The organism is Caulobacter sp. GW821-FHT05F04 (genome assembly GCF_059419665.1).
The window spans coordinates 844618-869099 of record NZ_JBWKSF010000002.1; the positions used below are offsets into that span (position 1 = coordinate 844618).

At 68.0% G+C, this 24482-nt stretch carries 17 protein-coding genes and 1 pseudogene; 8 read left to right on the forward strand and 10 right to left on the reverse strand.

Features of this window, described 5'->3' with window-relative positions; translation table 11 throughout:
* Nucleotides 1–22: 22 nt before the first annotated feature.
* Nucleotides 23–3283 carry a hypothetical protein gene (locus tag AC07R7_RS08345; RefSeq protein WP_494634808.1) on the reverse strand — a complete coding sequence of 1087 codons (3261 nt, stop codon included), beginning with the start codon at nt 3281–3283 and terminating at the stop codon, nt 23–25.
* A 360-nt stretch (nt 3284–3643) separates the two neighbouring features.
* Here AC07R7_RS08345 and carB point away from each other — a divergent pair, with 360 nt between their 5' ends.
* Nucleotides 3644–6943, forward strand: a complete 3300-nt coding sequence (gene carB / locus AC07R7_RS08350) for a carbamoyl-phosphate synthase large subunit (RefSeq protein ID WP_494634809.1) — start codon at nt 3644–3646, stop codon at nt 6941–6943.
* Nucleotides 6944–7044: 101 nt separating this feature from the next.
* Here carB and AC07R7_RS08355 read toward each other — a convergent pair whose 3' ends face one another.
* A complete protein-coding gene (locus tag AC07R7_RS08355; RefSeq protein ID WP_494634810.1) occupies nt 7045–8178 on the reverse strand; it encodes an alkaline phosphatase in 1134 nt (377 codons plus the stop codon).
* Nucleotides 8179–8281: 103 nt separating this feature from the next.
* The gene (locus tag AC07R7_RS08360) at nt 8282–8818 is read right to left on the reverse strand and encodes a hypothetical protein (RefSeq protein WP_492885891.1); all 537 of its coding nucleotides are present in this window, start codon (nt 8816–8818) and stop codon (nt 8282–8284) included.
* 166 nt (nt 8819–8984) lie between these two features.
* Between AC07R7_RS08360 and AC07R7_RS08365 the strand changes: the two genes are divergently transcribed.
* The 3 genes and pseudogenes from AC07R7_RS08365 to AC07R7_RS08375 form a co-directional block, all read left to right on the forward strand.
* Nucleotides 8985–10736, forward strand: a complete 1752-nt coding sequence (locus tag AC07R7_RS08365; protein WP_494634811.1) for a DUF6311 domain-containing protein — start codon at nt 8985–8987, stop codon at nt 10734–10736.
* 88 nt (nt 10737–10824) lie between these two features.
* Complete coding sequence (locus AC07R7_RS08370) at nt 10825–12765, forward strand: hypothetical protein (RefSeq protein ID WP_494634812.1); 1941 nt, start codon at nt 10825–10827, stop codon at nt 12763–12765.
* Nucleotides 12766–12789: 24 nt separating this feature from the next.
* Nucleotides 12790–12927 (forward strand): annotated as a pseudogene (locus AC07R7_RS08375) (hypothetical protein); the annotation flags it as partial.
* Nucleotides 12928–12956: 29 nt separating this feature from the next.
* Here AC07R7_RS08375 and AC07R7_RS08380 read toward each other — a convergent pair.
* From AC07R7_RS08380 to rsgA, 5 genes are all read right to left on the reverse strand, one after another.
* A complete protein-coding gene (locus AC07R7_RS08380; protein ID WP_494634813.1) occupies nt 12957–13682 on the reverse strand; it encodes a class I SAM-dependent methyltransferase in 726 nt (241 codons plus the stop codon).
* Nucleotides 13670–14119 carry a GtrA family protein gene (locus tag AC07R7_RS08385; RefSeq protein WP_494634814.1) on the reverse strand — a complete coding sequence of 150 codons (450 nt, stop codon included), beginning with the start codon at nt 14117–14119 and terminating at the stop codon, nt 13670–13672. The genes AC07R7_RS08380 and AC07R7_RS08385 overlap by 13 nt, the downstream gene beginning before the upstream one ends.
* On the reverse strand, nt 14116–15144 hold the full coding sequence (locus AC07R7_RS08390; RefSeq protein WP_494634815.1) for a glycosyltransferase family 2 protein: 1029 nt from the start codon (nt 15142–15144) through the stop codon (nt 14116–14118). The genes AC07R7_RS08385 and AC07R7_RS08390 overlap by 4 nt, the downstream gene beginning before the upstream one ends.
* An 87-nt stretch (nt 15145–15231) precedes the next feature.
* The gene (locus AC07R7_RS08395; RefSeq protein WP_494634816.1) at nt 15232–15570 is read right to left on the reverse strand and encodes a hypothetical protein; all 339 of its coding nucleotides are present in this window, start codon (nt 15568–15570) and stop codon (nt 15232–15234) included.
* Between the two features lie 100 nt (nt 15571–15670).
* Nucleotides 15671–16747: a ribosome small subunit-dependent GTPase A gene (gene rsgA / locus AC07R7_RS08400; RefSeq protein ID WP_494634817.1), complete on the reverse strand. Its 1077-nt coding sequence runs from the start codon at nt 16745–16747 to the stop codon at nt 15671–15673.
* 307 nt (nt 16748–17054) lie between these two features.
* On the opposite strand from rsgA, the gene AC07R7_RS08405 reads away from it, so the two are divergent.
* Together AC07R7_RS08405 and AC07R7_RS08410 are read left to right on the forward strand one after the other, a co-directional pair.
* The gene (locus AC07R7_RS08405; protein WP_494634818.1) at nt 17055–17846 is read left to right on the forward strand and encodes a tryptophan 2,3-dioxygenase; all 792 of its coding nucleotides are present in this window, start codon (nt 17055–17057) and stop codon (nt 17844–17846) included.
* Nucleotides 17822–19015: an aminotransferase class V-fold PLP-dependent enzyme gene (locus AC07R7_RS08410; RefSeq protein ID WP_494634819.1), complete on the forward strand. Its 1194-nt coding sequence runs from the start codon at nt 17822–17824 to the stop codon at nt 19013–19015. The genes AC07R7_RS08405 and AC07R7_RS08410 overlap by 25 nt, the downstream gene beginning before the upstream one ends.
* 170 nt (nt 19016–19185) lie before the next feature.
* Here the strand turns inward: AC07R7_RS08410 and AC07R7_RS08415 are convergent, their stop codons facing one another.
* On the reverse strand, nt 19186–19755 hold the full coding sequence (locus AC07R7_RS08415) for a sigma-70 family RNA polymerase sigma factor (RefSeq protein WP_125155676.1): 570 nt from the start codon (nt 19753–19755) through the stop codon (nt 19186–19188).
* A 371-nt stretch (nt 19756–20126) separates the two neighbouring features.
* Between AC07R7_RS08415 and AC07R7_RS08420 the strand changes: the two genes are divergently transcribed.
* Both AC07R7_RS08420 and AC07R7_RS08425 read left to right on the forward strand, forming a co-directional pair.
* On the forward strand, nt 20127–20396 hold the full coding sequence (locus AC07R7_RS08420) for a hypothetical protein (protein WP_494634820.1): 270 nt from the start codon (nt 20127–20129) through the stop codon (nt 20394–20396).
* A gap of 16 nt (nt 20397–20412) precedes the next feature.
* Nucleotides 20413–22452, forward strand: a complete 2040-nt coding sequence (locus AC07R7_RS08425; protein WP_494634821.1) for a HAMP domain-containing methyl-accepting chemotaxis protein — start codon at nt 20413–20415, stop codon at nt 22450–22452.
* A 96-nt stretch (nt 22453–22548) separates the two neighbouring features.
* Here the strand turns inward: AC07R7_RS08425 and uvrC are convergent, their stop codons facing one another.
* A complete protein-coding gene (uvrC, locus tag AC07R7_RS08430; RefSeq protein WP_494634864.1) occupies nt 22549–24471 on the reverse strand; it encodes an excinuclease ABC subunit UvrC in 1923 nt (640 codons plus the stop codon).
* Nucleotides 24472–24482: the final 11 nt, after the last annotated feature.

Here is a 24482-nt window from a genome sequence, read left to right on the forward strand (position 1 = left end):
CCGCGGGGCCAGCCGTTGACCGTCAGAGCGTCAAGACCGCACCGGCGACGCTCGAAGCCGCCAGGTTCAGCGTGCCCACCAGCTTGACCGCATAGTCGACACCGGTCGTGAAGGTGGTGTTGTCGCTGTGATCGAGCACGACATAGGTGTCACCGCCGAACACGAACCACTTGACCACCGGCGTTCCCGCGCCGGTGGCGCTGGCCGCGGCGGCGTCAAGCGAGGCCGCCAGGGAGCCGCCCGCCGCGACCGCCGCGCCCAGAGCGCCCGCCGTCGGCGCCTGGCCGGTGAAGGTGATCGTATCCGCGGCTCCCATGCCCGTGATCGCCGTGAAGCTGGCGCTGTTGGCGGTCGCGGCGCTGAAGATGACGCCATCGGCGCCCGAACCGACATCGATGGTGTTGGCGCCGCCGCCGACGGAAATCGCGTCGGCGCCCGTGCCGGCCGTGACGGTGTGGTTGCCCGTCGTGGCGGTGTAGCTGTTGGCGCCGTTCCCCAGGCTGACGATGTTGTTCAGGCCGTTCGAACCCGTCACGTTGTCATTGCCCGAACCGCCGGTGTAGGTCACCGCGCCGCCGGTCGCCAAGCTGAAGGTGACCGTGTTGGTTCCCGTGGCCGAGCCCTTGATCGCCGCTGCCGCCGTGAGGGCGCCCGAGGTGAAGCTGAAGCCGCCCAGCGTGATCCCGCTGGCGTCGACACTGGTCAGCGCCGTGCTGTCGGCGGTCAGGGTCAGGCCGGCGTTGCCGCTGACGTTGATGGTCTTGATGTCGCTGTTCCGCCAGGTGACGAGGTCGTTGAACCCGCCGGAGGGAGTCGCCTGGGTGTCGGTGACGGTGATGTTGGCCGTCTCGACGCCCGTGGCGGTGATTCCGGTCGACGCGAAGCTCACGCCGGAGTTCGAGCCGTCGGTCAGCTGCAGGTTGATGCTGTCGGAGCCGCCGCCGAAGTTGCCCGAACCGAGCGTATAGGCCGTGCCGGCGCCGGTCAGGACGACGGTGTCGGTCGAGACCAGACCGTTCAGGGTCAAGCCGTTGCCGCCGCTGGTCGAGACGTGGTGATAGTTGCCCAGGATTCCCAGATCGATCGTCTGGTTGGTCGCGCCGGTCAGCTGCAGGCGCTCGAAGTTGGTGACCAGCGTGGCGAACGTCCCGGACCCCGAGGCCGTCGCGGCTTGAGCGGCCGTCATCTTCAGGATGTCGATCCCACCCGTGCCGCCATTGATGGCTTTGGTGACCGTGTTGTTCGTCAGGGTAACGGTGTCAGCGCCCGTGCCGCCGGTGAAGGTGGCGTTGGCGCCGTTGATGGTCACAGTGTTGGCGCCGGTGGTGGCCGCCGTGTTGACCGAGGTCACGGTCGCGCCCGACAGGTCCGCCACGATGCCGGCCGCCCCGGTGACCGTCACGGTCGCCAGAGCCGTCATGCCCGCCGTGCTGTTCAGGGTGAGCTGGCTGGCGCCCGCGAGGTTCAGCGTGGTGAGGCCCCCGAAGGTGAGGTTGGCCAGGGTCGAGGCCTGGGCGCCGGTCGTGGCGTTAACCGTCGTGTAGATGTCGGCGTCGTCCAGCGTGCCGCCCGTCGTGCCGTTGAGCGTCAGGGCCAGGGTCAGGGTCTTGTCGCCGGGCGCCAGGGTGCTGCTGTTGTCGATGATCAGGTTGTCGCTGGTATGGGCGGCGCTGAAGTTCGACAGGGCGTTGCTCGTGATGTTCACCGAGGTCGCGCCGTCGACGGTGATCGAGGTGATCGTGGCCTTGGTGGCCGAACCGGCGGCGATCAGGTCGTTGATGGTCACGGTGTTGGCGTTGACGCCCGAGACGCCGGCGGCCTGGGTGATCGCCGTGGGGCCCTTGACGGTCACCGCGGTTGTCGTGGCCTTGCCGTTGACGGTGACAGCGCCCGTGGTCTGGGTCGTGGCGTTGGCGTTGCTGTTGACGGCGTTGACGGTGACCGTCGTGCCGCCGGTCACCGTGACGGCGCCCAGCGTGGAGGCGGAGGTCGAGTTCACGTTGACGACGATCGCGCCGGTCGGGGCGGTCGTACCGCCGACGGTGATGGTTCCGGTCGTGCCGTTGTTGGCGTTGACGGTGACGCCGGCGCCGCCGTTCACCGCCACGTTGCCCGCGGCCAGGGTATTGGCGGTGACGGTTGCGGTCGAGCCGGCGCCCGCGTTGACGGTCGCCGCGCCGGTGCTCGTGACGTTCAGCTTGGTGACGCCGGTCCAGCCCGAGACCACGGCGGCGGTGTCGACGGCGCCGCCGGCGACGATGTTAACGGTCTCGATCCCGGTCACCGTCGACGCCGGCACGGTGAAGCCGCCCGTGGCGTTGATCGTGAGGGTGTCGGCACCCGCGCCGCCGTTGAGGTTTTCGGTGGCGTCAAACGTCCCGTTCGGGGCGGTGAAGGTATCGTCCGTCGCGGCGCCGACGAGTGTCTCGGCGCCGGCCGCCAGGGTGAACGACAGGGGGCTCGGCGTCGTCGGCGTCGTCGGCGTGGTGGGCGTCGTCGGCGTGATCACGGTCGGGCCGCGATCGATGGCCTTGCCGGTGCCGTGCGAGAACGAGTCGACGGTCGGCTCGTAGGTCTTGGTGATGTCGGTGTTGTAGGTCGCCGTGCCCTGGGCCATGGCGACCATGAAGTTGTTGGCGGCCGCGGCGTAGATGCCGACGTCCGACTTGATCGCTTCACCCATCAGGTAGCCCGCCGTGGCGGCCTTGAGGGCCAGGTCGATCTCGGCGGCGGTCGCGTTCGGCTTGATCATGCCGGCCGACTGGGCCGTGGCCAGGATCGCGTCCTTGCGCGAGATGATGTCGGCGATCGCGTTCGCGACATTGACGCCGGCCGCGGTGGCGTACGAGCCGCCGATGATCGTCTGATAGATCGAGGCCACATAGTCGGCGAAGCTCATCGCGCCGTACTTGCCAGCGAAGCTCGTCGCGCCTTCGCCGATGACGCCCAGGTTGGCGGCGAAGTTGATGTAGCGGTTCTCGATGTTGAACTTGGCGTAGTAGCCGTCGTTCAGGTCGGCCTGATTGACCGACGAATTGACCAGGTAGTCGACGCCGACCTTGGTCGGGCTCTTGCCCGTGAAGAACTGGTAGCTGAGGATCGCCAGCGCCGTGCTGTTGTCGGCGCTGTTGACGATGTTGCCGAGGATCTGGGCGTCGGTCATCTGACCGTTGGCGCTCAGCACCGCCACGACCTGGAAGTTGGCCGCCGTCGCCGCATCGGGCGCAACGCCGTCGTGGACGGCCGTCCACGCCTGCGAAATCTGCTCGTATGTATAGGCCATTCGAGTCGTCTCCCAATATTATGATAAATTTATTGGATTTGACTATGATGGGTTCGCGTTAGAAGTGCGATGACGAAATAAATTATGGTTTCTCAATTCCATAATTATTCGAAATGTTGAGATGGCTTCGGCATGTGTGTTGACGCAATAAATTAGAGTTTGTGCTTAAGCTTTGAGTGGCACAAGCTTAAGCTTGTGCATGCCTTCCAGCGGATGCGCGCGCGGCGCGCCCGATAACCATGCTCCGCCGTTCCGGGGTTGCGCCGGGCCGACTCCGTCTCTAAACGGGCGGCTTAACCTGCAAGATGGTCGACAGCGGGCGCGCGGATGTGCGCGACCGTGTCTTTGCGCGAGTTAGCCATGCCCAAGAGAACAGACCTTTCCTCGATCCTGATCATCGGCGCGGGCCCGATCGTCATCGGTCAGGCCTGTGAATTCGACTATTCGGGCGTGCAAGCCTGCAAGGCGCTGCGCGCCGAGGGCTATCGCATCATCCTGGTCAATTCGAACCCGGCCACGATCATGACCGATCCGGACGTGGCGGACGCGACCTATATCGAGCCGATCACGCCGGAGATGGTCGCCAAGATCATCGAGAAGGAGCGCCCCGACGCGCTGCTGCCGACCATGGGCGGCCAGACCGCGCTGAACACCGCCCTGGCGCTGGAAGCCGACGGCACCCTGGCCAAGTACGGCGTCGAGATGATCGGCGCCAAGGCCGAGGTCATCGACAAGGCCGAGGACCGCCAGAAGTTCCGCGACGCCATGGACAAGCTGGGCCTCGAGAGCCCCAAGTCCAAGGCCGCCCACAACATGGACGAGGCCCGCGAAGGCCTGGCCTTCGTCGGCCTGCCGGCGATCATCCGTCCGTCGTTCACCCTGGCCGGCACCGGCGGCGGCATCGCCTATAACCTCGAGGAGTTCGAGGAGATCGTCGCGCGCGGTCTGGACCTCTCGCCGACCACCGAGGTGCTGATCGAGGAAAGCGTCCTCGGCTGGAAGGAATACGAGATGGAAGTGGTCCGCGACACCGCGGACAACTGCATCATCGTCTGCTCGATCGAGAACATCGACCCGATGGGCGTCCACACCGGCGACTCGATCACCGTCGCCCCGGCCCTGACCCTGACGGACAAGGAATACCAGTGGATGCGCGCGGCCTCGATCGCCGTGCTGCGCGAGATCGGCGTCGAGACCGGCGGCTCGAACGTCCAGTTCGCCCTGAACCCCAAGGACGGCCGCATGGTCGTCATCGAGATGAACCCGCGCGTGTCGCGCTCGTCGGCCCTGGCGTCCAAGGCCACCGGCTTCCCGATCGCAAAGGTCGCCGCGCGCCTGGCCGTCGGCTACACCCTGGACGAGCTGAAGAACGACATCACCGGCGGCGCGACCCCGGCCTCGTTCGAGCCCTCGATCGACTACGTCGTCACCAAGATCCCGCGCTTCGCCTTCGAGAAGTATCCGGGTTCGGAGCCCCTGCTGACCACGGCCATGAAGTCGGTCGGCGAGGTGATGGCCATCGGCCGCACCTTCAAGGAAAGCGTTCAGAAGGCCCTGCGCGGCCTGGAGACCGGCCTGTCGGGCTTCGACGAGGTGGAAATCCACGGCGCCGACGATCCGGACACCGGCAAGGCCGCGGTGATCCGCGCCCTGGGCACCCCGACGCCGGACCGCCTGCGCGTCATCGCCCAGGCCTTCCGCCACGGCCTGACCGTGGAAGAGGTCAACGCCGCCTGTTCCTATGAGCCCTGGTTCCTGCGCCAGATCGCCGAGCTGATCCGCCAGGAAGGCTGGGTCCGCGCCGGCGGTCTGCCCAAGGACGCCGCCGGCTTCCGCGCCCTCAAGGCCCAAGGCTTCTCCGACGCCCGTCTGGCCAAGCTGACCGGCTCGACCGAAGGCGCCGTGCGCGCCCTGCGCCAGGAGCTGTCGGTCCGCCCGGTGTTCAAGCGCATCGACAGCTGCGCCGGCGAGTTCCTGGCCTCGACGCCCTACATGTACTCGACCTACGAGACCGGCGCCCTGGGCCAGGTTCCCGAGTGCGAGAGCGAGCCGTCCGACCGCAAGAAGGCGGTGATCCTGGGCGGGGGTCCCAACCGGATCGGCCAGGGCATCGAGTTCGACTACTGCTGCTGCCACGCGGCCTTCGCTCTGGACGCGATTGGCGTCGAGTCGATCATGGTCAACTGCAACCCCGAGACCGTCTCGACCGACTACGACACCTCCGACCGCCTGTACTTCGAGCCGCTGACGGCCGAGGACGTGCTGGAGCTGCTGCATGTCGAGATGAGCAAGGGCGCGCTGGCCGGCGTCATCGTCCAGTTCGGCGGCCAGACCCCGCTGAAGCTGGCCCACGCCCTCGAGGAAGCCGGCATCCCGATCCTGGGCACCAGCCCCGACGCCATCGACCTGGCCGAGGACCGCGAGCGCTTCCAGCAGCTGCTGGACGGCCTGAAGATCGCCCAGCCCGAAAACGCCATCGCCCGCACCTGGGACGAGGCCCGCGCCGCCGGCGAGGAGATCGGCTTCCCGTTCGTGATGCGTCCGTCCTACGTGCTGGGCGGCCGGGGCATGGAGATCATCCGCGACCACGAGCATCTGGAACGCTACATCGCCAACACCGGCGAGATCTCGTTCGAGCACCCGATCCTGCTGGACCACTATCTGAGCCGCGCCACCGAGGTGGACGTCGACGCCCTGTGCGACGGCAAGGACGTGTTCGTGGCCGGCGTGCTGGAGCACATCGAGGAAGCTGGCGTCCACTCGGGCGACTCGGCGTGCTCGATGCCGCCCTTCTCGCTGAAGGCCGAGACCATCGAGGAGCTGAAGCGCCAGACGGTGCAGATGGCCCTGGCCCTGAACGTCCGTGGCCTGATGAACGTGCAGTTCGCCATCGAGGAGCCGCACTCGGCCAATCCGCGCATCTATGTGCTGGAAGTGAACCCGCGCGCCTCGCGCACGGTGCCGTTCGTGGCCAAGACCATCGGCCAGCCGGTCGCCGCTATCGCCGCCAAGATCATGGCCGGCGAGACCCTGGCCAGCTTCGGTCTCAAGGACGTTCCCTACGATCACATCGCGGTCAAGGAAGCGGTCTTCCCGTTCGCCCGCTTCGCCGGCGTCGACACGGTGCTGGGCCCGGAAATGCGCTCGACCGGCGAGGTCATGGGCCTGGACTGGAAGCGTGAGGGCGAGGCCGACATGGCTCCCGCCTTCGCCCGCGCCTTCGCCAAGAGCCAGCTGGGCGGCGGCGTGAAGCTGCCCCGCAAGGGCGTGGCCTTCGTCTCGGTCAAGGAAAGCGACAAGCCCTGGATCGTCGAGCCGGTGAAGCTGTTGCAGGCGGCCGGCTTCACGGTGCTGTCGACCGAGGGCACCCGCGCCTATCTGGCCGAGCAGGGCGTCCAGGTCGACTATGTGAAGAAGGTCCTGGAGGGCCGTCCGCACATCGTCGACGTGATGAAGAACGGCGGCGTCCAGCTGGTGTTCAACACCACCGAGGGCAAGCAGGCCCTGGAGGACAGCTTCGAGATCCGCCGCACCGCCCTGATGATGAAGGTGCCGTACTACACGACCTCGGCCGGAGCCCTGGCGGCGGCGCAAGCCATCGCCGGCGCCCCGGAAGAGGCGTTGGAAGTCCGCCCGCTGCAGAGCTACGCGGCGGAGTAGGGGAGCCTTCCCCGCGATGCGGGGGAGTTCCAAATTCTTGTCATCCCGGAAGCCTCGTAGGGGCTGTCCGGGATGACAAGAAGAACAGGGCCGCTCAGGCCCTACTTCGCGTCCCTCTTCCAGCCCCAGGCGTCCATCATCACGTCGAACAGGTGGGTGTTGGGGAAGTAGCCGCGCACGCGCTCGGACCCGGGGCCGACAGCCAGGGCGGCGACTTCCTCGCCCGTGTGGCTCCGGTTGACCATGACGTTCTTGAGGCGGATGACGTCCTCGTCCTTCTGGTTGGCCTTCCAGGCCTCGTAGCCTTCCAGCAGCGGCTCGCCGCGCCGGCCGCCGTCCACCTGCAGGCCGAAGGAGTGGTCGGCGGTGAACACCAGCAGGGTGTCCTTCAGGTCGACGCGCTTTTCGATCTCGGCGATCAGCTTGTCGAAATCGACGATGTGCTGGAGACCCTCGCGCGGGTCGTCGGTGTGGGCGTCCCACTCGACCACCAGCAGATAGCCCTTGGGCGAGCCCTTCAGCAGGTCCAGCGCCCGCAGCGTCGCCGCGCGGGTGTCGATCTCGTCGGCCACGACCACCGGCCTGGCGTTGGCGGACGGGGCGTCCTCCAGCCGGGCGTAGATCGGACGCTCATGCGCCTTGGCGATCTGGTCGAAACCGGTTCCCGCCGTGGCCAGCTGCTGACCGATCTTGGCGCGGCCGGTCCCGAACAGCACGTCGACCCCGTCGCCATAGCGCGGGGCGAAGGCCTGCTGGAAGATCTCGCCCCACTTTCCGCGATCGTTCGAATGGGCGTAAGTCGCCGCCGGCGTGGCGTCGGTGATCGGCTGGGAGGTGACGACGCCAGTGCGCAGGCCGCGCTCCTCGGCGTATTCCAGCAGGGTCTTGGTCGGTTCGCCGTCGGTCTTGCCGCGCACGGCGGCGGGCGACTGGCTGATCACGCCGTTGCGGGTCTTCACGCCGGTCATGATCGCCGACATGCCGTTGGCCGAGTCCGAGACGAACTGGTCGACCGGCGAGGTCTCGCTGAGGCCCAGATTGGGCCACTGCTGGACGTGCAGCTTCAAGGGCTCGCCATAGCCCAGCAGGCTGGCGGCGTGCACCGACGGAACGCCGCCCGCGTCCGCCAGGAACAGAATGACGTTCTTGGCCTTCTGAGGGGAGACGGGCTCCGCCAGAACGGGCGATCCGATCGCCAACGACAATGAGGCGGCGACCAAAAGACCTTTGAACATAGGCGTCTCCCAGGGAAGCAAGGTTTCGATGGAGACGGCTTCTAGCGGCTGTGGCGCGCGATCGGTGTGACATGAGTATGACAGCGCGCCCGAGGCCGTCGACCTACTCGCGCGCCCCGCCGCGCACGGTGTAGCAGTGCCGCCGCCCGGCCTCGCTGCCGCAGAAGCCGGGCTCCATGGTTCCGGCGTGCAGGGTCACGTACTGGTCGCGGCGGCACTCGAACCAGGCCTTCTGAAACGCGACGTGCTCGACGTCCTGGTGGAACACCGGCTTTTGGTCGACCGTGTAGAACCGCACCATGCTGGAGAGGCCGCCGAAGCTGCCGCGGCCGTTGACCAGGCCGCAGATCTGGCCGGTACGGGTGGACCACACCGCGCCCAGTTCCAGCGGCAGGGTCTGGTTCAGCCGGCTGTCGAGATTGGCCTGCACGATCCGCCACTCGGTCTGGGCCAGGGGGCGATAGCGGGCCAGTTGCTCGGGACGGGGCCGGGGCAGGAAGGCGTTGGCGCGCTCGAACAGCGCCAGGTCGAAGCCGGTGAACAGGAGGACCCCCAGCATCCCGACCACGGCCAGGCCCGAGAAGATCAGCGGCGTCCACAGCCGCCGCGTCGTCCGCGTTCCGAAATCCCGCACCGCCATGGCCTGGCCTCCATTCGTTCCCGAGGGAGGTTTGGCGGGGATTTTAAGAATTACAAGTCTAAATTATTTACAGATGTAATTATCTTCGGCGACACCCGGGCGTCGCCAGGGCTGCGCGGGGCCAAGCTTCGATGTTAAGCAGGTCGTCGAGTACTCGGGGGAGCGCATGGTTTCGTTCAAGGTCGATCCCAAAAGCGATGGGAGCCGGATCCTGTTCGCCCTGGCGGCGACGCTGATCCCGGTCGTGCTGTGCGGCTTCATGTTCGGCTTCGACATCGCCTTCGCCCATGCCGCGTTCTGGACCCGGCCCAAGGGCGACATGGCCGTGATGAACGCGGGCTACGAGGCCTTCCTTCGCCAGCCCTGGCATTGGCCGCTGACCGCGGTGAGCGGGCTGGGCGACAAGCCGATCTCGATCGTCTTCACCGACAGCATCCCCTGGCTGTCCCTGATCCTGAAGGCGACGGGCCTGTCGCATGTGTTCAACCCGATCGGCCTGTTCCTGCTGCTGTCCTATCCGCTGCAGGCCTGGAGCATGATCGCCCTGCTGCGAGCCCTGGGCGTCACCGACCGCTGGACGCTGCTGCTGGGTGGGCTGATGGCGCTGATGGTTCCGGCCTGGATCGCCCGACAGTTCGGCCACATCGCCCTGTCGGGCCACTGGATCCTGCTGCTGGCCCTGACCCTGTCGGTGCGGTCGGCGCGCGAGGGGCTGACCTGGCGGCGGATCGCGGGCTTCGCGGCGCTGCTGGCCCTGGTGGTCGGGGTCCATGCCTATCACCTGCCGCCGGTCGGGGCGCTGTTTGGCGCGGCCCTGCTGGCCGAGCTGCTGCAGCGCCGGGCCGGGGCCATGGCGCGCGTCGCCGGAGCCGCGGCCCTGGCTTGCGCGGCGATCGCCGTCTCGGTCTGGTTTCTGGACTACCAGGACGGCCGGGGCTGGACGGGCGCGTCGACGGCGCTGGGCCTCTATTCGATGAATCTGGTCGGGCCGTTCTGGCCACAGGCCTCGACCCTGGCTGGCCAGGCCTGGAACGGCTCGTGGTACGAGGGCGTGATGGACGCCACGGGCGGTCAGAGCTTCGAGGGCTTCCAGTACTTGGGCGCGGGGGCCTTGCTGCTGGTCCTGGCCATGGCTGGCTTCCAGGCGACCCTGGCCGTGCGCCGGCGCGGCGTCTCCAAGGCCTTCTGGGTGCGCTGGGCGCCGATGACCCTGGCCCTGCTGGGCCTGACGGTCTGGGCGGTGGGCTGGTCGGCCTACGCCTTCAAGACCCACGTCTATGACCTGCCGCGGCCCAAGGGCGAGATCGCCGAGGTGATCGGCGGCTTCCGCGCCTACGGACGGTTCTTCTGGGCGGTCGGCTACCTGCTGCTGGCGCTGGGCGTCACCTGGGCCAGCCGCCTGCCGCGCCGGACGGGGATGGCGGTGCTGGCCGCCGCCCTGGCCGTGCAGGCCGTCGACACCAGCGGGCTGCGCCATGGCGTGCGCGAGACCTTCGCCTCGCTGGACCCGCTGAGCTATCCGGTCGCCCTGGTCTCCAGTCCCAGGACGGCCCATCGGCCCTGGGTGTTCGCGCCGACCTACTACTGCTCGGCCAACTGGCGCGACCTGCGGGTCATGCGGCAGATGTTCCAGGCCATCGGCCGCACTGGCGGCACGGGCAACACCTTCCCGACCGCGCGCGACAGCGACCCGCCCTGCATCGTCACCCGTCCCGAGACCTTCGTCGACGCAGCCCCCGGCGATCGGCGCATCACCGTCGTGGTGGCCGACGGCGTGACGCGCGGCGGCGTGCTGGAGCCGGTCGCCAAGCGCACCGACTGCCATCGTTTCGGCTCCGGCGTGGCCTGCGGCCGCGACCTGGCGGGGATCCCCGGCCTGACGCCGGTGAAGCCCGGCGAGCTGGCGGCGGTCCCCTAGAGCTTTCACCCTCCAAGCTTTCGTCCTGGCGTTTTGCTGCTAGAAAACTTCGCGCGTGGGGCGCGTGAGAATCGAGTTGGGGAATCCGGTGGGCAACAACACCAAGTGGATTTGGGGTGTCGGCGCGGCCGTCTGGTGCCTGCTGCTGGCCGGCCTGCTGTCGACAGACCGCCTGCTGTCGCTGTCGGTGGACAGCTCCTATCACCTGCAGGTCATGGAGGTCGTGCGCCACGCCTTCCTGATCCCGCAGCAGGGCCATGAGTTCATGGCCGAGATGTTCATCTACCCCAAGCTCAGCCATCGGTTCGCGGCCCTGTTCGCCACCCTGGGCTGGTCCGAACTGAACGCCCTGCTGATGGCCGGGGTGCTGTCGGCGGCGGTGGTCTGGATCGTGCTGTTCGACCAGGCGCGACGGGTGTCGCTGACCTATCTGGTCGCCAGCCTCGGCTTCATGGTCGTCAACATCTTCGCCGTGCGCGGGGCGTTCGGGGCCGAGCTGGTCGACAACTTCTTCTTCCCGCAGATCGTCGGCGAGGCCGTGGCCATGCTGTGCCTGGCCGGCGGCGCGGCGCTGCTGCCCCGCTCGCGTCCGCTGTATGTGGTCTACGCCACCGCCGCGGTGCTGTTCTGCGGCTGCTTCCACCTGGTGCCGACCCTGAAACTGGCCGGCGCCCTAATGGCCATGCTGGGTCTGGCCTGGCTGCGCGACCTGATCCACGCCCGCCGCTTCGACTGGGTGGGCCTGGTCGGCCTGTTGGCCATCGCCGGCGGCGTCGTCGGCAGCCCCTATTTCTGGCGCATGCGCTGGATGGCGGCCAACAATGGCAGCCTGCACCTGGCCAGCGAGATGCCGTTGAACGGTCTCGCCGCCGCCGCCATCGTGCTGGCCCTGCTGTCGGCCTGGGTGCTGCTGGTCGAGCTGCGCCGCGATCCCGGCGCGGTCCAGGAGGACGCCGGTCCGACCGCCGCCACCGTGCTGCTGGCCTCGCTGGGCGCGGCCGCGGCCCTGGCCGCGCTGGCCCAGTACGGCATGTACGTGTTCAAGGGCGATGGCTCCGAATACGCCGTTCTCAAGCACAGCTTCGGCGTCTTCACCCTGCTGGCCTTCGTGACGCCGCTCTGGTTCCTGACCGTGCTGGGCGTGCGCTCGGTCCCCGCCGAGGCCCCCTCCGAAAACAATAGGCCCGCCTGGGTTTCCGCCCTCGGCCCGGCCCCGGCCTTCGTCGCCCAGCTGGTGGTGATGCTGTGCCTGTTCCTGCGGCCCAGCGCCCTGGACGTTCCCCGGATGGACGCCATCCTCCACGACGTGCGCGAGGTGCGCCTGACGCGCGGCCTGGAGGGCGAGAAGGTGATGTTCTCGGCCGCCGACGTGAAGCCGGTGACCACCTATATGGCCACCATCGCCATGCTGCGCTCGCCCCATGGCGGCAACGTGCTGAGCCTGCTGGCCGACGGCCGGCCGGACCGTCCGGGCGACGTCGACTATGTCGTGACCCTGCCGGGCGACGCCTATGACAAGCCCGGCTGCCGCTCGGGCAAGCCCGTCGGCCTGGTCGTGGTGATGATCGGCCCGTGCATCGAGCCGCGGTCGCTGCTGTTCAAGGCGGGCGGCTCGGGCGTGCCCTATCTGCGCGAGGGCTGGGGCCTGCCCGAGGGCGGCGGCGTCTGGTCCGGCGGCAAGCGCGCGGTCGTCGAACTGCCGATCTCGCCGTCCCAGCGGACGCTCTCCAGCGCCTCGGTGCAGGTCGCGGCCTTCGGCTTCCTGCCGCCGCAGTCGCCGTCGCGCACGGTCACCGTCTCGGTCCCGGGCGGCCAGCCGGAGACCTTCACCTTCGGCCTGCACACGGCGCTGCGCCACGACTACCTGCTGGCCCTGCCGCCGGAATCCCTGAAGGGCGAGACCCTGAAGGTGACCTTCGACATCCACGATCCGAAGACCCCGCGTGAACTGGGCGCGGGCCCCGACGACCGCCAACTGGGCGTGGGCCTGGAGGCGATGCGGATCATCCCGACGCCGGTCATGCGGTAGGAATTCTCGCAACGCCCATAACCACCGTCATTCCCGCCCTTGTGGCGGGAACCCCTCTGTCCGCCGCAGGTGCGGGAGGGGTGGATCGCTGGCGATCCGCTTGCATCTCACGTGTCAGCTGAACCAGGGGTTCCCGCCACAAGGGCGAGAATGACGGTGGGTTTGAATCAGCGGACGACCCGCCGATTTCGCTAAACCTTCCGGGCGATCACCGCGATCGACAGGCCGAAGGGCAGGCCGCCGCCGACCGTCAGCGGGGCCTCCAGCGAGAACACGCCGGCCAGGGCCTTGTTCAGCCAGGACGGCGGCATCGCGTCGTCGGCGCTGTCGTTCTTCAGCAGCTTCTTGGCGGTGCGCTGCACGGCCGCCAGCGGGAACAGCAGGGTGTTGAAATAGGTCGCGGTCTCGACCTTCAGGCCTGCTTCCTCGAACAGGGCGCGGTAGCGCGGCAGCAGGTAGCGGCGCTTGTGGTGGTGCAGCACGTCGTGGTGGCTCCACATCCACTGATAGGCCGGCACCGTGGTCAGGATCGCGCCGCCGGGCTTGACCAGCCTGGCCAGGGCCCTCACCGAGCCGGCGTCGTCATCGACATGCTCGACCACGTCGAAGGCGCAGACCAGGTCGAAGGTCTCGGGCGCGTAGGGCAGGCCGTCCGGCAGCAGGCCGGTGTCGATCGCCAGGCCGAGGCGCTCGGAGGCGTAGGCGCGCGACTCGTCGTCCGGCTCCAGGGCCTTCACGTCGCCGAACTCGCGCAGCAGCGGGACGTTGCCGCCCGCGCCGCAGCCGACCTCCAGGATGCGCGCGCCGGCCGGCGGGGCCAGGCGCCGCAGCAGGCCGCGCAGGATCTTGCGGCGTCCGACAAACCACCAGTGGTCGGTCTCCAGCTCGCGGATGCGGTCGTAGATCAGGCGGTCCATGCGGCGTCCCGGTCGGCGGTGGGTTGGTGGGCGAAGACCCAGAAATGGCTCAGCAGGAAGAGCGCGGCGGTATAGCTTGCCACGGCCGCGCCCTGGGCGGCGACATCGAACAGGGCGCCGTGCGGCAATACCATCCGGGCCAGGGTCAGCACGCCCTGGTTCAGGGCGAAGGCCACGGCCACGGCCACGCCGTAGCGCAGCGGCGCCGAACGCGCGGCGTTGCGGGCCTTGAACACGAACAGCTTGCTCAGCGCGAAGCTGACGCAGACCCCGACCGCGTAGCCGACGGCGTTGGCGATGTGCGGGTCGACATGCAGCCCGACGTCCAGGGCCAGGATGATGGAGAGGCCGACCAGGGTGTTGGCCACGCCGGCCACGCCATAGCGCAGGGCCGAGACCAGGAACTCGCGCCGGGCCGGGGTCAGCAGGGCGCTCACGTCTCCGGGTTCCGCGCGTCGAAGCCGTAGCGGTCCATGATCACGTACAGCGGCCGGCCCTTCACTTCCTGATAGATGCGGGCGACGTACTCGCCCAGCGAGCCGATGGCCAGCATCTGGATGGCGAAGCCGGACAGGATCACCACCATCAGCGACGGATAGCCGGGGACCTTGTTGCCTTCCAGCAGGGTGCGCAGCACCAGGAACACGGCCGCCGAGGCCGCCAGCAGGCCGGCGATCAGGCCGACATAGCTCCAGATCCGGATCGGGGCGGTGCTGAACGAGGTGATGCCGTCGAGGGCGAAGTTCCAGAGCTTCCAGTAGCGGAACGAGCTGGTCCCGGCCGCGCGCTCGGGGCGGGCGTAGGGGATCGGCGTCTGCTTGAAGCCGACCCAGGCGAACAGGCCCTTCATGAAGCGGTTGCGTTCGGGCAACTGGCGCAGCACGTCGACGACCCGCCTGTCCATCAGCCGGTAGTCGCCGGCGTTGTAGGGCAGGTCGACGTCCGACATCCGGTTGAAGGCCTTGTAGAAGCCCTGGGCCGTCAGGCGCTTGACGAAGGTGTCGCTGCTGCGGTCGACCCGCACGCCATAGGCGACGTCGGCTCCGGCCTCCCAGGCCTCGATGAACTGGCCGATCAGCTCGGGCGGGTCCTGCAGGTCGCAGTCGATCGGCACCACCATGTCGCCGGTCACCGCGTCCAGGCCGGCCGACAGGGCGACCTCCTTGCCGAAGTTGCGGGCCAGGTTGATGACCTTGATGCGCGGATCCCGCTGATGGTGCTTCAGCAGCACGGCCAGGGTGTGGTCGCGGCTGCCGTCGTTGACGCAGACGATCTCGTAGTCGACCCCCAGCCTGGCCAACTCGGCGTCGATGCGGTCGAAGAACATGTCCAGGACCTCCTGCTCGTTAAAGCAGGGCGCGACGATCGACAGCGTCTTGCCGACGCGCGAGCGCGTGGCGACGGGCGCGGGCTGAAGCGCGGCTTGGGGCGCGGCGATGACGGACGCGGACGACTGAACCATGAGGGAGGGTTTAGCGGGGTTACGCGCGGAGGGGGAGGGGAAAGCGCCGCCGGCGCGCCTGATGGGGCGTCGCCGGCGGCCATTTCGTCAGGAGGCTTCGGCTTCCGTCTCGGTCTCGTCGGTCCCGTCGCGGAACTCGTCCGCCGTCAGGAAGGCGATGCCCTCCTCGTCCAGCACCCAGGCGCCCAGGAACGCGGCGTGGCCGGGATCGACCTCTTCGTCGATCAGGTCGCCTTCGTAGAGGCCGACATGGCTGTAGTCGAAGTCCAGCGACAGCTGATGGGCCATGCTGAGCATCTCGTCGGCCATGCGGCGCGAATAGCCCAGGGCTTCGATGTCGCTGCCGAACTCATCGGCCAGCGAGCTGACCTCCGCCGCATCGCTGCCTTGGGTCGCACTGGTCGTGACGATGGTGAAAGCGGGCATGGCAAGGGTCTCTCTTTAGTCTGGAATCACCACCCCTAACCCGTTCGGCCGGGGGAAGGGTCCAAATTCTGAGAGAACATCGTGCGGCGACGCGGCCGGTTCAGCGATCGGCCCCGCCGCGCACGTCCTTCTTGGTGGCGCGATAGACCTTCTGCAGCCCGCCTTGCCGGCGGCGTTCGGCGTCCCGGGCCAGGCGCTCGGTCTTCTGCTCCATGGCGGCCAGCTCCAGCCCCAGCTTCTGGAAGTGCGCCCAGCGGTCGGGATCCAGCGTTCCGCCGTCCAGCGCCGCGCGCACCGCGCAGCCGGGTTCGTTGGCGTGGGTGCAGTCGCTGAACTTGCAGTTATGGGTCAGCTGCTCGATGTCGTCGAACACCACGCTGACGCCTTCCTCGGCGTCGACCAGGCCGATCTCGCGCACGCCGGGGGTGTCGACGATCAGCCCGCCGCCGGGCAGCAAAACGAGCTCGCGGTGGCTGGTGGTGTGGCGGCCCTTGTCGTCGCCTTCGCGGACGTCCTGGGTCGCCATGCGCTGCTCGCCCAGCAGCACATTGACCAGGGTGGACTTGCCGACCCCGGACGAGCCGATCAGCACGCAGGTCTCGCCCGGCGCCAGATGGGCCAGCAGGGCGTCCAGGCCGACGCCTTGCCGCGCCGAGATGCTGACCACCGGGCAGCCGGCCGCCAGGGCCTCGATCTCGGCGGTCTGGGCTCCGGTGTCGGCGACGAGGTCGGACTTGGTCAGCACGATCACCGGCCGCGCGCCGCTCTGCCAGGCGGCGGCCAGATAGCGCTCGATCCGGCGCGGATTGAGGTCGCCGTTCATCGAGGTGACGATGAAGGCCAGGTCGACATTGGCGGCGATGACCTGCGGCGACTGCAGGCTGTCGGCGGCCCGGCGGATGAAGGCGGTGCGGCGCGGCAGCAGGGCGTGGATGGTGGCGGTGCGCTCGGCGGCGTTGACCGACATCGCCACCCAGTCGCCGACGGCGGGATGGCCGATCTCGCGGGCCTCGTGGCGCAGGCGGCCGGACAGCTTGGCGCGCAGCTCGCCCCGGTCGGCGGTCACCAGATAGCCGTCGCGCCGCTGGACGACGACGCGCCCGGGAACGTAGCCGGCGCGGGCGTGCGGCTTGAAGTCCCGCGCCAGCGCGTCGGACCATCCGTATTGCGTGATCAAGTCGAGGCTTTCAAACGCCAGGGCTCCTTGAGGCGGTTTCTGGGAGTGCGGGTTGTGGTGGGTCATTCTAGAGGCGCCGGCCCCCGACGGCCAGCCGTCCGAGGAGCATCGGGAAAGCCAACGCTCCAAACTCTTGTCATCCCGGCCGAAGCGCAGCGTAGAGCCGGGACCCAGGGGCGGCGCGCACGGTGTTCCTTCACCCCCTGGGTCCCGGACAGCGCTAGGCGCTTCCGGGATGACAAGTTGAGAGCCTCAGCCTCCCGCCCCGGAGTAGCGAGGCGCCGCGAAAAGCGGCATAGGGTTCTCCATGGCGAAAGACATGACCTACGCGCGCTATCTGGCGCTGGACGAACTGCTCGCGGCCCAGAAGCCCCAGAGCGACCGGCACGACGAACTGCTGTTCATCGTCATCCACCAGACCAAGGAGCTGTGGCTCAAGGAGATCATCCACGAGGTCGAGCTGGCCAAGCGGCTGATCGCGGCCCACGACGTCGAGCCGGCCTACAAGGCCCTGGCGCGGGTGTCGCGGATCCAGACGGTGATGACCCTGTCGTGGGACGTGCTGGCGACCATGACGCCGGCCGACTATCTGAGCTTCCGGGGCGAGCTGGGCTCGTCCTCGGGCTTCCAGTCGCATCAGTTCCGGACCCTGGAATATCTGCTGGGCCTGAAGGACCAGAGCTTCCTGAAGTTCCACGAGGAGGGCTCCTCGGCCCTGGGCCAGCTGCAGGCGGCGCTGGACGCGCCCAGCCTGTACGACGTGGCCATCGCCCAGCTGCCGCGCCACGGCCTGACCGTGCCCGACAGCGCCCTTAACCGCGACTTCAGCCAGACCTACGCGCCGTCGGAGGCCGTCGAGGCCGCCTGGCTGGAGGTCTATCGCGACCCGCAGCGCTATTGGGAGCTGTACCAGTTGGCCGAGAAGCTGGTCGACCTGGACGACGCCCTGGTCACCTGGCGGCACAAGCACGTGCTGACCGTCGAGCGGATCATCGGCGGCCGACCGGGCACGGGCGGCACCGACGGGGTGGGGTATCTGGCCTCGACCCTGCGCCGCCGGGCCTTCCCGGAGCTGTGGTCGCTGAGGACGAAACTCTGATGACCGCGCGCAAGGACCTGTTCTCCAAGGCCCTCGCTGTCCCTGGCCGCCTGCACATGGCCGCCCACAGCCATCACCTGTGGCCCGACGCCACCCTGGCCGGGCAGGTCGAGGCCTGGGAGGACGCGGTCGTCCTGGCCGACCACAAGTGGGACAAGGCGCTGGGCCAGGTCTATCCGGCCGCCCAGGGCCTGGTCGCCCGCGAGCTGAACCTGCCCAGCTCTGACAGCGTGGTCTTCGCGCCCAACACCCACACCCTGCTGGCGGTGCTGATGTCGGCGATCGAGCGCCCCGCCGCCGGCCAGCCGATCCGCGTCCTGTCGACCGACGGCGAGTTCCACTCGTTCCGCCGCCAGGCCCAGCGCTGGGTCGAGGCCGGGCAGATCGAGCTGACCCTGGTCGAGACCGACCGCCCCGACTTCGTCGAGCGGTTCCTGTCCGCCGCCAGGACCGGAACCTACGACCTGATCTTCGTCAGCCACGTGTTCTTCAAGACCGGCTTCGTCTTCGACCGCGTCTGGGAGCTGGCCGAGCTGGCCCGGCCCGAGGGGCCGTGGGTGGTGGTCGACGGCTATCACGGCTTCCGCGCCGTGCCGCCCGACCTGTCGGCCGTCGCGGACCGGATCTTCTATGTCGCCGGCGGCTACAAATACGCCATGGCCGGGGAGGGCGCGGCCTTCCTGCACGCGCCCGAGGGCTTTGGTCCGCGCCCGGTGCTGACCGGCTGGTACGCCGAGTTCGGCGACCTGGAGGGCCCGCCCGGCGGGGTCGGCTATGTCCGCGACGCCGGCCGCTTCTTGGGCGCGACCTTCGATCCGTCGGGGCTGTACCGCTTCGTGGCGGCGGGCCGGATGCTGGAGGCCGAAGGCCTGAGCACGGCGGCGATCGCGGCCCATGTCGGGCGCCTGCAGCGGCTGCTGCTGGACAGGATCGCCGAGGGCGAAGCCGGGCCGCTGAAGGACGCCGTGGTGCTGAACCCGCCGGGCGAGGGCTCCCAGGCGCGCTTCCTGGCCCTGCGGCACGAAAAAGCCAGCGCCTGGAAACAGGCGCTGGCCGAAAAGGGCGTGGTGACCGACGTCCGCGACGACGTGCTGCGGATCGGGCTGTCGATCTATCACGACGAAGGGGATGTGGCGGCGTTCTGCGGGGCGTGCCGCGAGCTGACCTAAAGCCACCAACACCCGTTTTCCCCGGCGAAGGCCGGGGCCCAGATGGAAGGGCGCTGGGGTGGGATCTATGAACGCAGCGCTCTTCCCGTCAGCCCAAACGCCTTGAGATCTGGGCCCCGGCTTTCGCCGGGGAGATCGGAGTTTGGGGAGAGGGGAGGAGAAACCCGCCCCTAAGCCGCCAGGCGCTCCAGCGCCCGCAGCATCGAGCCCATGGCCTCGTGCACCGGCTTGCCGTCACGCTCGTAGCTGCCAGTCTCGAAGATCTGGACCAGGTCCGAACGGGCGCGGCTGACGCGGCTCTTCACCGTGCCGACGGCGACGCCGATGATCTCGGCCGCTTCCTCGTACGAGAAGCCGCCGGCGCCGATCAGGATCAGCGCCTCGCGCTGGTTCTCGGGCAGCATCAGCATCGCCTGGCGCAGGTCGTCCAGGGCGATGGCGCCGTCGAAATTGGTGTTGGCCACCAGGGTCCGTTCGGCGGTTTCCTGGTCCAGGCCGACCGAGCGCCAGCTGCGGCGCTTTTCCGAATAGAACTGGTTGCGCAGGATCATGAAGGTCCAGGCCTTCATGTTGGTGCCCATGGCGAAGCTGTTGCGGCTGGCCCAGGCCTTGGCCACGGCTTCCTGCGCCAGGTCGTCGGCGGCGGTGGCGTCGCCGCACAGCGAACGGGCGAAGGCGCGCAGATGCGGAATCAGCGCGACCAGATCGCGCTCGAAGGTCTTTTGGTCCTGATGGTCCATGACGGTCCCCGCTTGAAAATACTCAAGTTAACAAACGAGGCCGGAGGGCTTTGGTTGCGCCGAAGAACGGTGTTCTTTCAGATGGCGGAGAGCGCGGCGGCGTCGACGGTGACCCGCTCGACCATCTCGACGTTCATCGGAGGCGCCTCCCGACCCCCGCCACCAAACAGTTCGGGCCAAGGCTTTGAGCGCGAAAAACGCAAGCTAAACTTATAGTTGGGGGAAAATCGATGTCGTCTGGAAGCGTCTCGCGAGGAGGCTGGGCGCTTCGGGTTGCAGAGTTTACTCTAATTTAAACTTGGAGGTCGCATCTTAAATTTCAGGTATAGATTCGTTCTGTCAGCGGACTATATTTGCTCTGAGGGGTGGGTATGTCGAGCGAATTCGAGAGTTCGGTTATCCTGTTTTTGGATAACGTGAAATATACTATGTTCGCAGCTTTCGAGCGCGAAAGTTCAACTAGGATCGAGATCGGCCTCGAGGAGGCGGGTTCTAAATTCATTCAGCTGATCGAGTCTGCTCGGCGGACGGCCGCAGCAGGCGGTCGTTCGATCCCGTTGGCCGGCTATGTGCGCGAGGTCCTGGACCTGCTGCCCGAGACGCTGGTTCCCGTCACCCCCCACCCCACCGCCCAACGCTGATCGCCCGGAGTATCCCATGCGTCTGACCATCAAACTTAAGCTCGGCTTGGCCTTCGGGTTCGTGATCGCCCTGCTGCTCATCGGCAACGTCTTAGGCGTCACCAATCTGGCCAAGACGAACAAGGCTCTCGACGACGTGGTGGACGGTCCGGCGATGCGCCTGGAAGCGGCCCAGCAGCTCAACATCCACCTGCTGAACGTCGTGCGCTCCGAAAAGAACATGATCCTCGTCGGCTCTCCCGAGGAGGTGAACAAGCTTGAAACCTCCATCGAAAAGGAGCGCCAGGCGTTCGACGCCCTGCTGACCAAGGCCGAAGGCCTGGCCACGGCCGAGGGTCGGCCGAAATGGCGGGCTCTGGGTGGGGCCTTCGATCAGATGATGGAGGTCCATGGCCGCATCCTGTCGATGGCGATCGCCGGCCATGATGTCGAAGCCTCGGCTCTGTCGATGGGCGAAGGTCGTAAGGTCGTGGTCGAGGCCGGCGCCCGCGTGGAGGAACTGGTCGAGCTGTCGAAGGCTCAGCTGGAAACCGCGACGGCCAAGGCCGACGCCGATTTCGCCGCCACCCGTAACCTGCTGATCGGGATGTCGGTTCTCTCGCTGCTCGGCGCGGTCGGCGCGGCGCTCTGGATCGCGCTCGGCATCAGCACGGGCCTGAGCCGGTTGAAGTTGGTCGCCAACGCCGTGGGCATCGGCGACCTGAGCCAGCGCGTCGAGATCAACTCCAATGACGAAATCAAGGACTTGGTCGACACGTTCAACGGCATGACCGACAATCTGAAGGCTACCGCGGCGCTTGCCGACCAGGTCTCCGCTGGCGACCTCTCGGTCGAGATCAAGCCGCTGTCGGACAAGGATACGCTGGGTCTTTCCCTGCGCAGTATGGTCGGCAGCCTGCGCGAAAGCGCCTCCATGGTCGACAAGGTGGCCGAAGGCGATCTCTCCGTCGACGTCAAGCCGCGGTCGGACAAGGACACGCTGAGCCTTTCGCTGCGCGCCATGGTCGCCAATCTTCGCGACACCGCGGCGCTTGCCGACCAGGTCGCCGATGGCGACCTGACCGTCCAACCCACGCCGCTGTCGAACAGGGACACCCTGGGCCTGGCCCTGGAGCGCATGGTGGAGCGCCTGCGCGGCGTGGTCGCCGATGCTATCGCCGCTTCCGAGAACGTCTCGGCCGGCAGCCAGGAGCTGTCGGTGACCTCGGAGCAGATGAGCCAGGGCGCGACCGAACAGGCCACGGCCGCCGAACAGGCCTCGGCCTCGATGGAAGAGATGTCGGCCAACATCAAGCAGAACGCCGACAACGCCATGCAGACCGAGAAGATCGCTCGCCAGTCGGCGATCGACGCCGCGACCTCGGGCGACGCGGTCAACCGCGCCGTCGACGCGATGCGCACGATCGCCGAGAAGATCACCATCGTGCAGGAGATCGCTCGCCAGACCGACCTGCTGGCCTTGAACGCGGCGGTGGAAGCCGCCCGGGCCGGCGAACATGGCCGTGGCTTCGCGGTCGTCGCCTCGGAAGTGCGCAAGCTGGCCGAACGCAGCCAGACGGCGGCCTCGGAGATCAGCGCCGTATCGTCCGACACCGTTAAGGCCGCCCAGTCCGCGGGCGACATGCTGACCGAGCTGGTCCCCAATATTCGCAAGACCGCCGAACTGGTCTCCGAGATCAGCGCCGCCTGCCGCGAGCAGGACATCGGCTCCTCGCAGATCAACGAGGCCATCCAGCAGTTGGACAAGGTCACGCAACAGAACGCCAGCGCGTCCGAAGAGATGTCGGCCACCTCCGAGGAACTGGCCGCCCAGTCCGAGGAGTTGCAGGCCTCCATCGCGTACTTCCGGATCAACGCCAATGGCGCGCCCGCGCGCCGATCGGCGCCACGGTCCGCGGCCAAGCGGCCCCCCGCGGCAACCGTCCGCAAGTCCGCCGCCTCATCGGCCCCGCGTCAGTCGGTGGCCGCCCAGCAGACCCGCGCGAAAGGCTTCGCGCTTGATCTCACCCACGGCGGTCCTGATGTCGACGACGCCGATTTCCGCGAATACGCCTGACGGCGGCGTCCACCTAAAATCAGCTCATCGCCCAGGGCCTGGGCGATGAGCGTTCGCGGTCTCGGTCGCGGCCGTGCCGATCGGGATATCGCGCCCTCACCCCTTCCGGAAAAACCCATGGATCCGCTCGGCTAGCGCCTGGCTGACCCCCTCGACCTTGACCAGGTCCTCCACGCTGGCCCGGCCCACGCCCTTGGCTGAGCCGAACGCGTGCAGCAGGGCCTTCTTGCGGCCCGGGCCGACGCCTTCGATCTCGTCCAGCGGGTTCTTCTTCAGGTCCATGGAGCGGCGGGTGCGGTGGGCGCCGATGGCGAAGCGGTGGGCTTCGTCGCGCAGGCGCTGCAGGTAGTAGAGCACCGGCGACTTGGGCTCGAGCATGAACGGGGTCTGGCCGGGAATGAAGAAGCGCTCCAGGCCCGCGTCGCGGTCAGGACCCTTGGCCACCCCGACCACGGCGATGTCGTCGACGCCCAGGTCGGCCATGATCTCCAGGGCCGCGTCCAGCTGGCCCTTGCCGCCGTCGACCAGCACGAGGTCGGGGCGGTTGTCGCTGTCGCCTTCTTCCTCTTCCTTGACCAGGCGGGCGAAGCGGCGCTTCAGCACCTCCTTCATCATGCCGTAGTCGTCGCCGGGGGTGAGCTCGGTGCTCTTGATGTTGAACTTGCGGTACTGGCCCTTCATGAAGCCTTCCGGCCCCGCCACGATCATGCCGCCGACGGCGTTGGTGCCCTGGATGTGGCTGTTGTCATAGACCTCGATCCGCTCAGGCGGGGCGTCCAGCTTGAAGGCCTCGGCGACGCCGGCCAGCAGCTTGGTCTGGGCCGAGCCCTCGGCCATCTTCCGGCCCAGCGCCTCGCGGGCGTTGGTCAGGGCGTGCTGAACCAGGTCGGCCTTCTCGCCGCGCTTGGGGGTGGCGATCTCGACCTTGCGGCCGCTCTTCAGGGCGAAGGCCTCGGCCAGCAGCTCGGCCTCGGCCGGCTGCAGGTTGGCCAGGATCAGGCGCGGGATCGGCTTGTCGTCGTAGAACTGGCCGAGGAAGGCGGTGAGGATGCGCTGGTCCTCGGTGGTGGTCTCGCCCCTCTCGTCCACGCCCTCTTCGACATTGCCGGTGACGCGCGGGAAATAGGCGCGGTTGCCCCAGTTCTGGCCGGCGCGGAAGAAGAACACCTGCACGCAGGCCTGGCCGCCCTCGACGTGCAGGGCCACGACGTCGGCCTCGTCCACGGTCTCGGGGTTGATCTGGGTTTCCTGGGCGACGCTGGAGAGGGCGCGGATGCGGTCGCGCAGGCGGGCGGCGCGCTCGAACTCCAGGTCCTCGGCGGCGGCTTCCATTTCCTTGGCCATGGTCGCCATGACCGCGCGGGACTTGCCCCGCAGGAAGGCCTCGGCCTGGTCGACCAGGCCCTGGTAGTCTTCCTTGCCGATCAGGCCGGTGCAGGGGGCGGCGCAGCGCTTGATCTGGTGCAGCATGCAGGGGCGGTCGCGCGTCTCGTAGACGCTGTCGCTGCACGAGCGGAGAAGAAACGCCTTCTGCAGGGTGTTCAGCGTGCGGTTCACCGCCCAGGCGCTGGCGAACGGCCCGAAATAGTCGCCCTTGATCGTGTGGGCGCCGCGGTGCTTGCGCAGCTGCGGGGCGTCGTGGTCGCGGCGGATGACGATCTCGGGAAAGCTCTTGTCGTCGCGCAGCAGCACGTTGAAGCGGGGTTTCAGCTGCTTGATCAGGTTGATCTCGAGCAGCAGGGCGTCGGCCTCGGTGCGGGTGGTGATGAACTCCATGGCCCGCGTGGCGTCGACCATGTTGGCGATGCGGTTGGTGTGGAAGCGGCCTTGCGCGTACTGGACGACGCGCTTCTTCAGGCTCTTGGCCTTGCCGACATAGAGCACTTCGTCGGCCTCGCCGATCATCCGGTAGACACCGGGCGCGTCGGGCAGGCGCGTGACCTCGTCCTTGATCAGGGCGGCGCCGGACAGGCGGGGCGAGGCGGAGGTGTCGGTCGTCGTATCGGTCACGGGGCAGATATAGGCGAGTC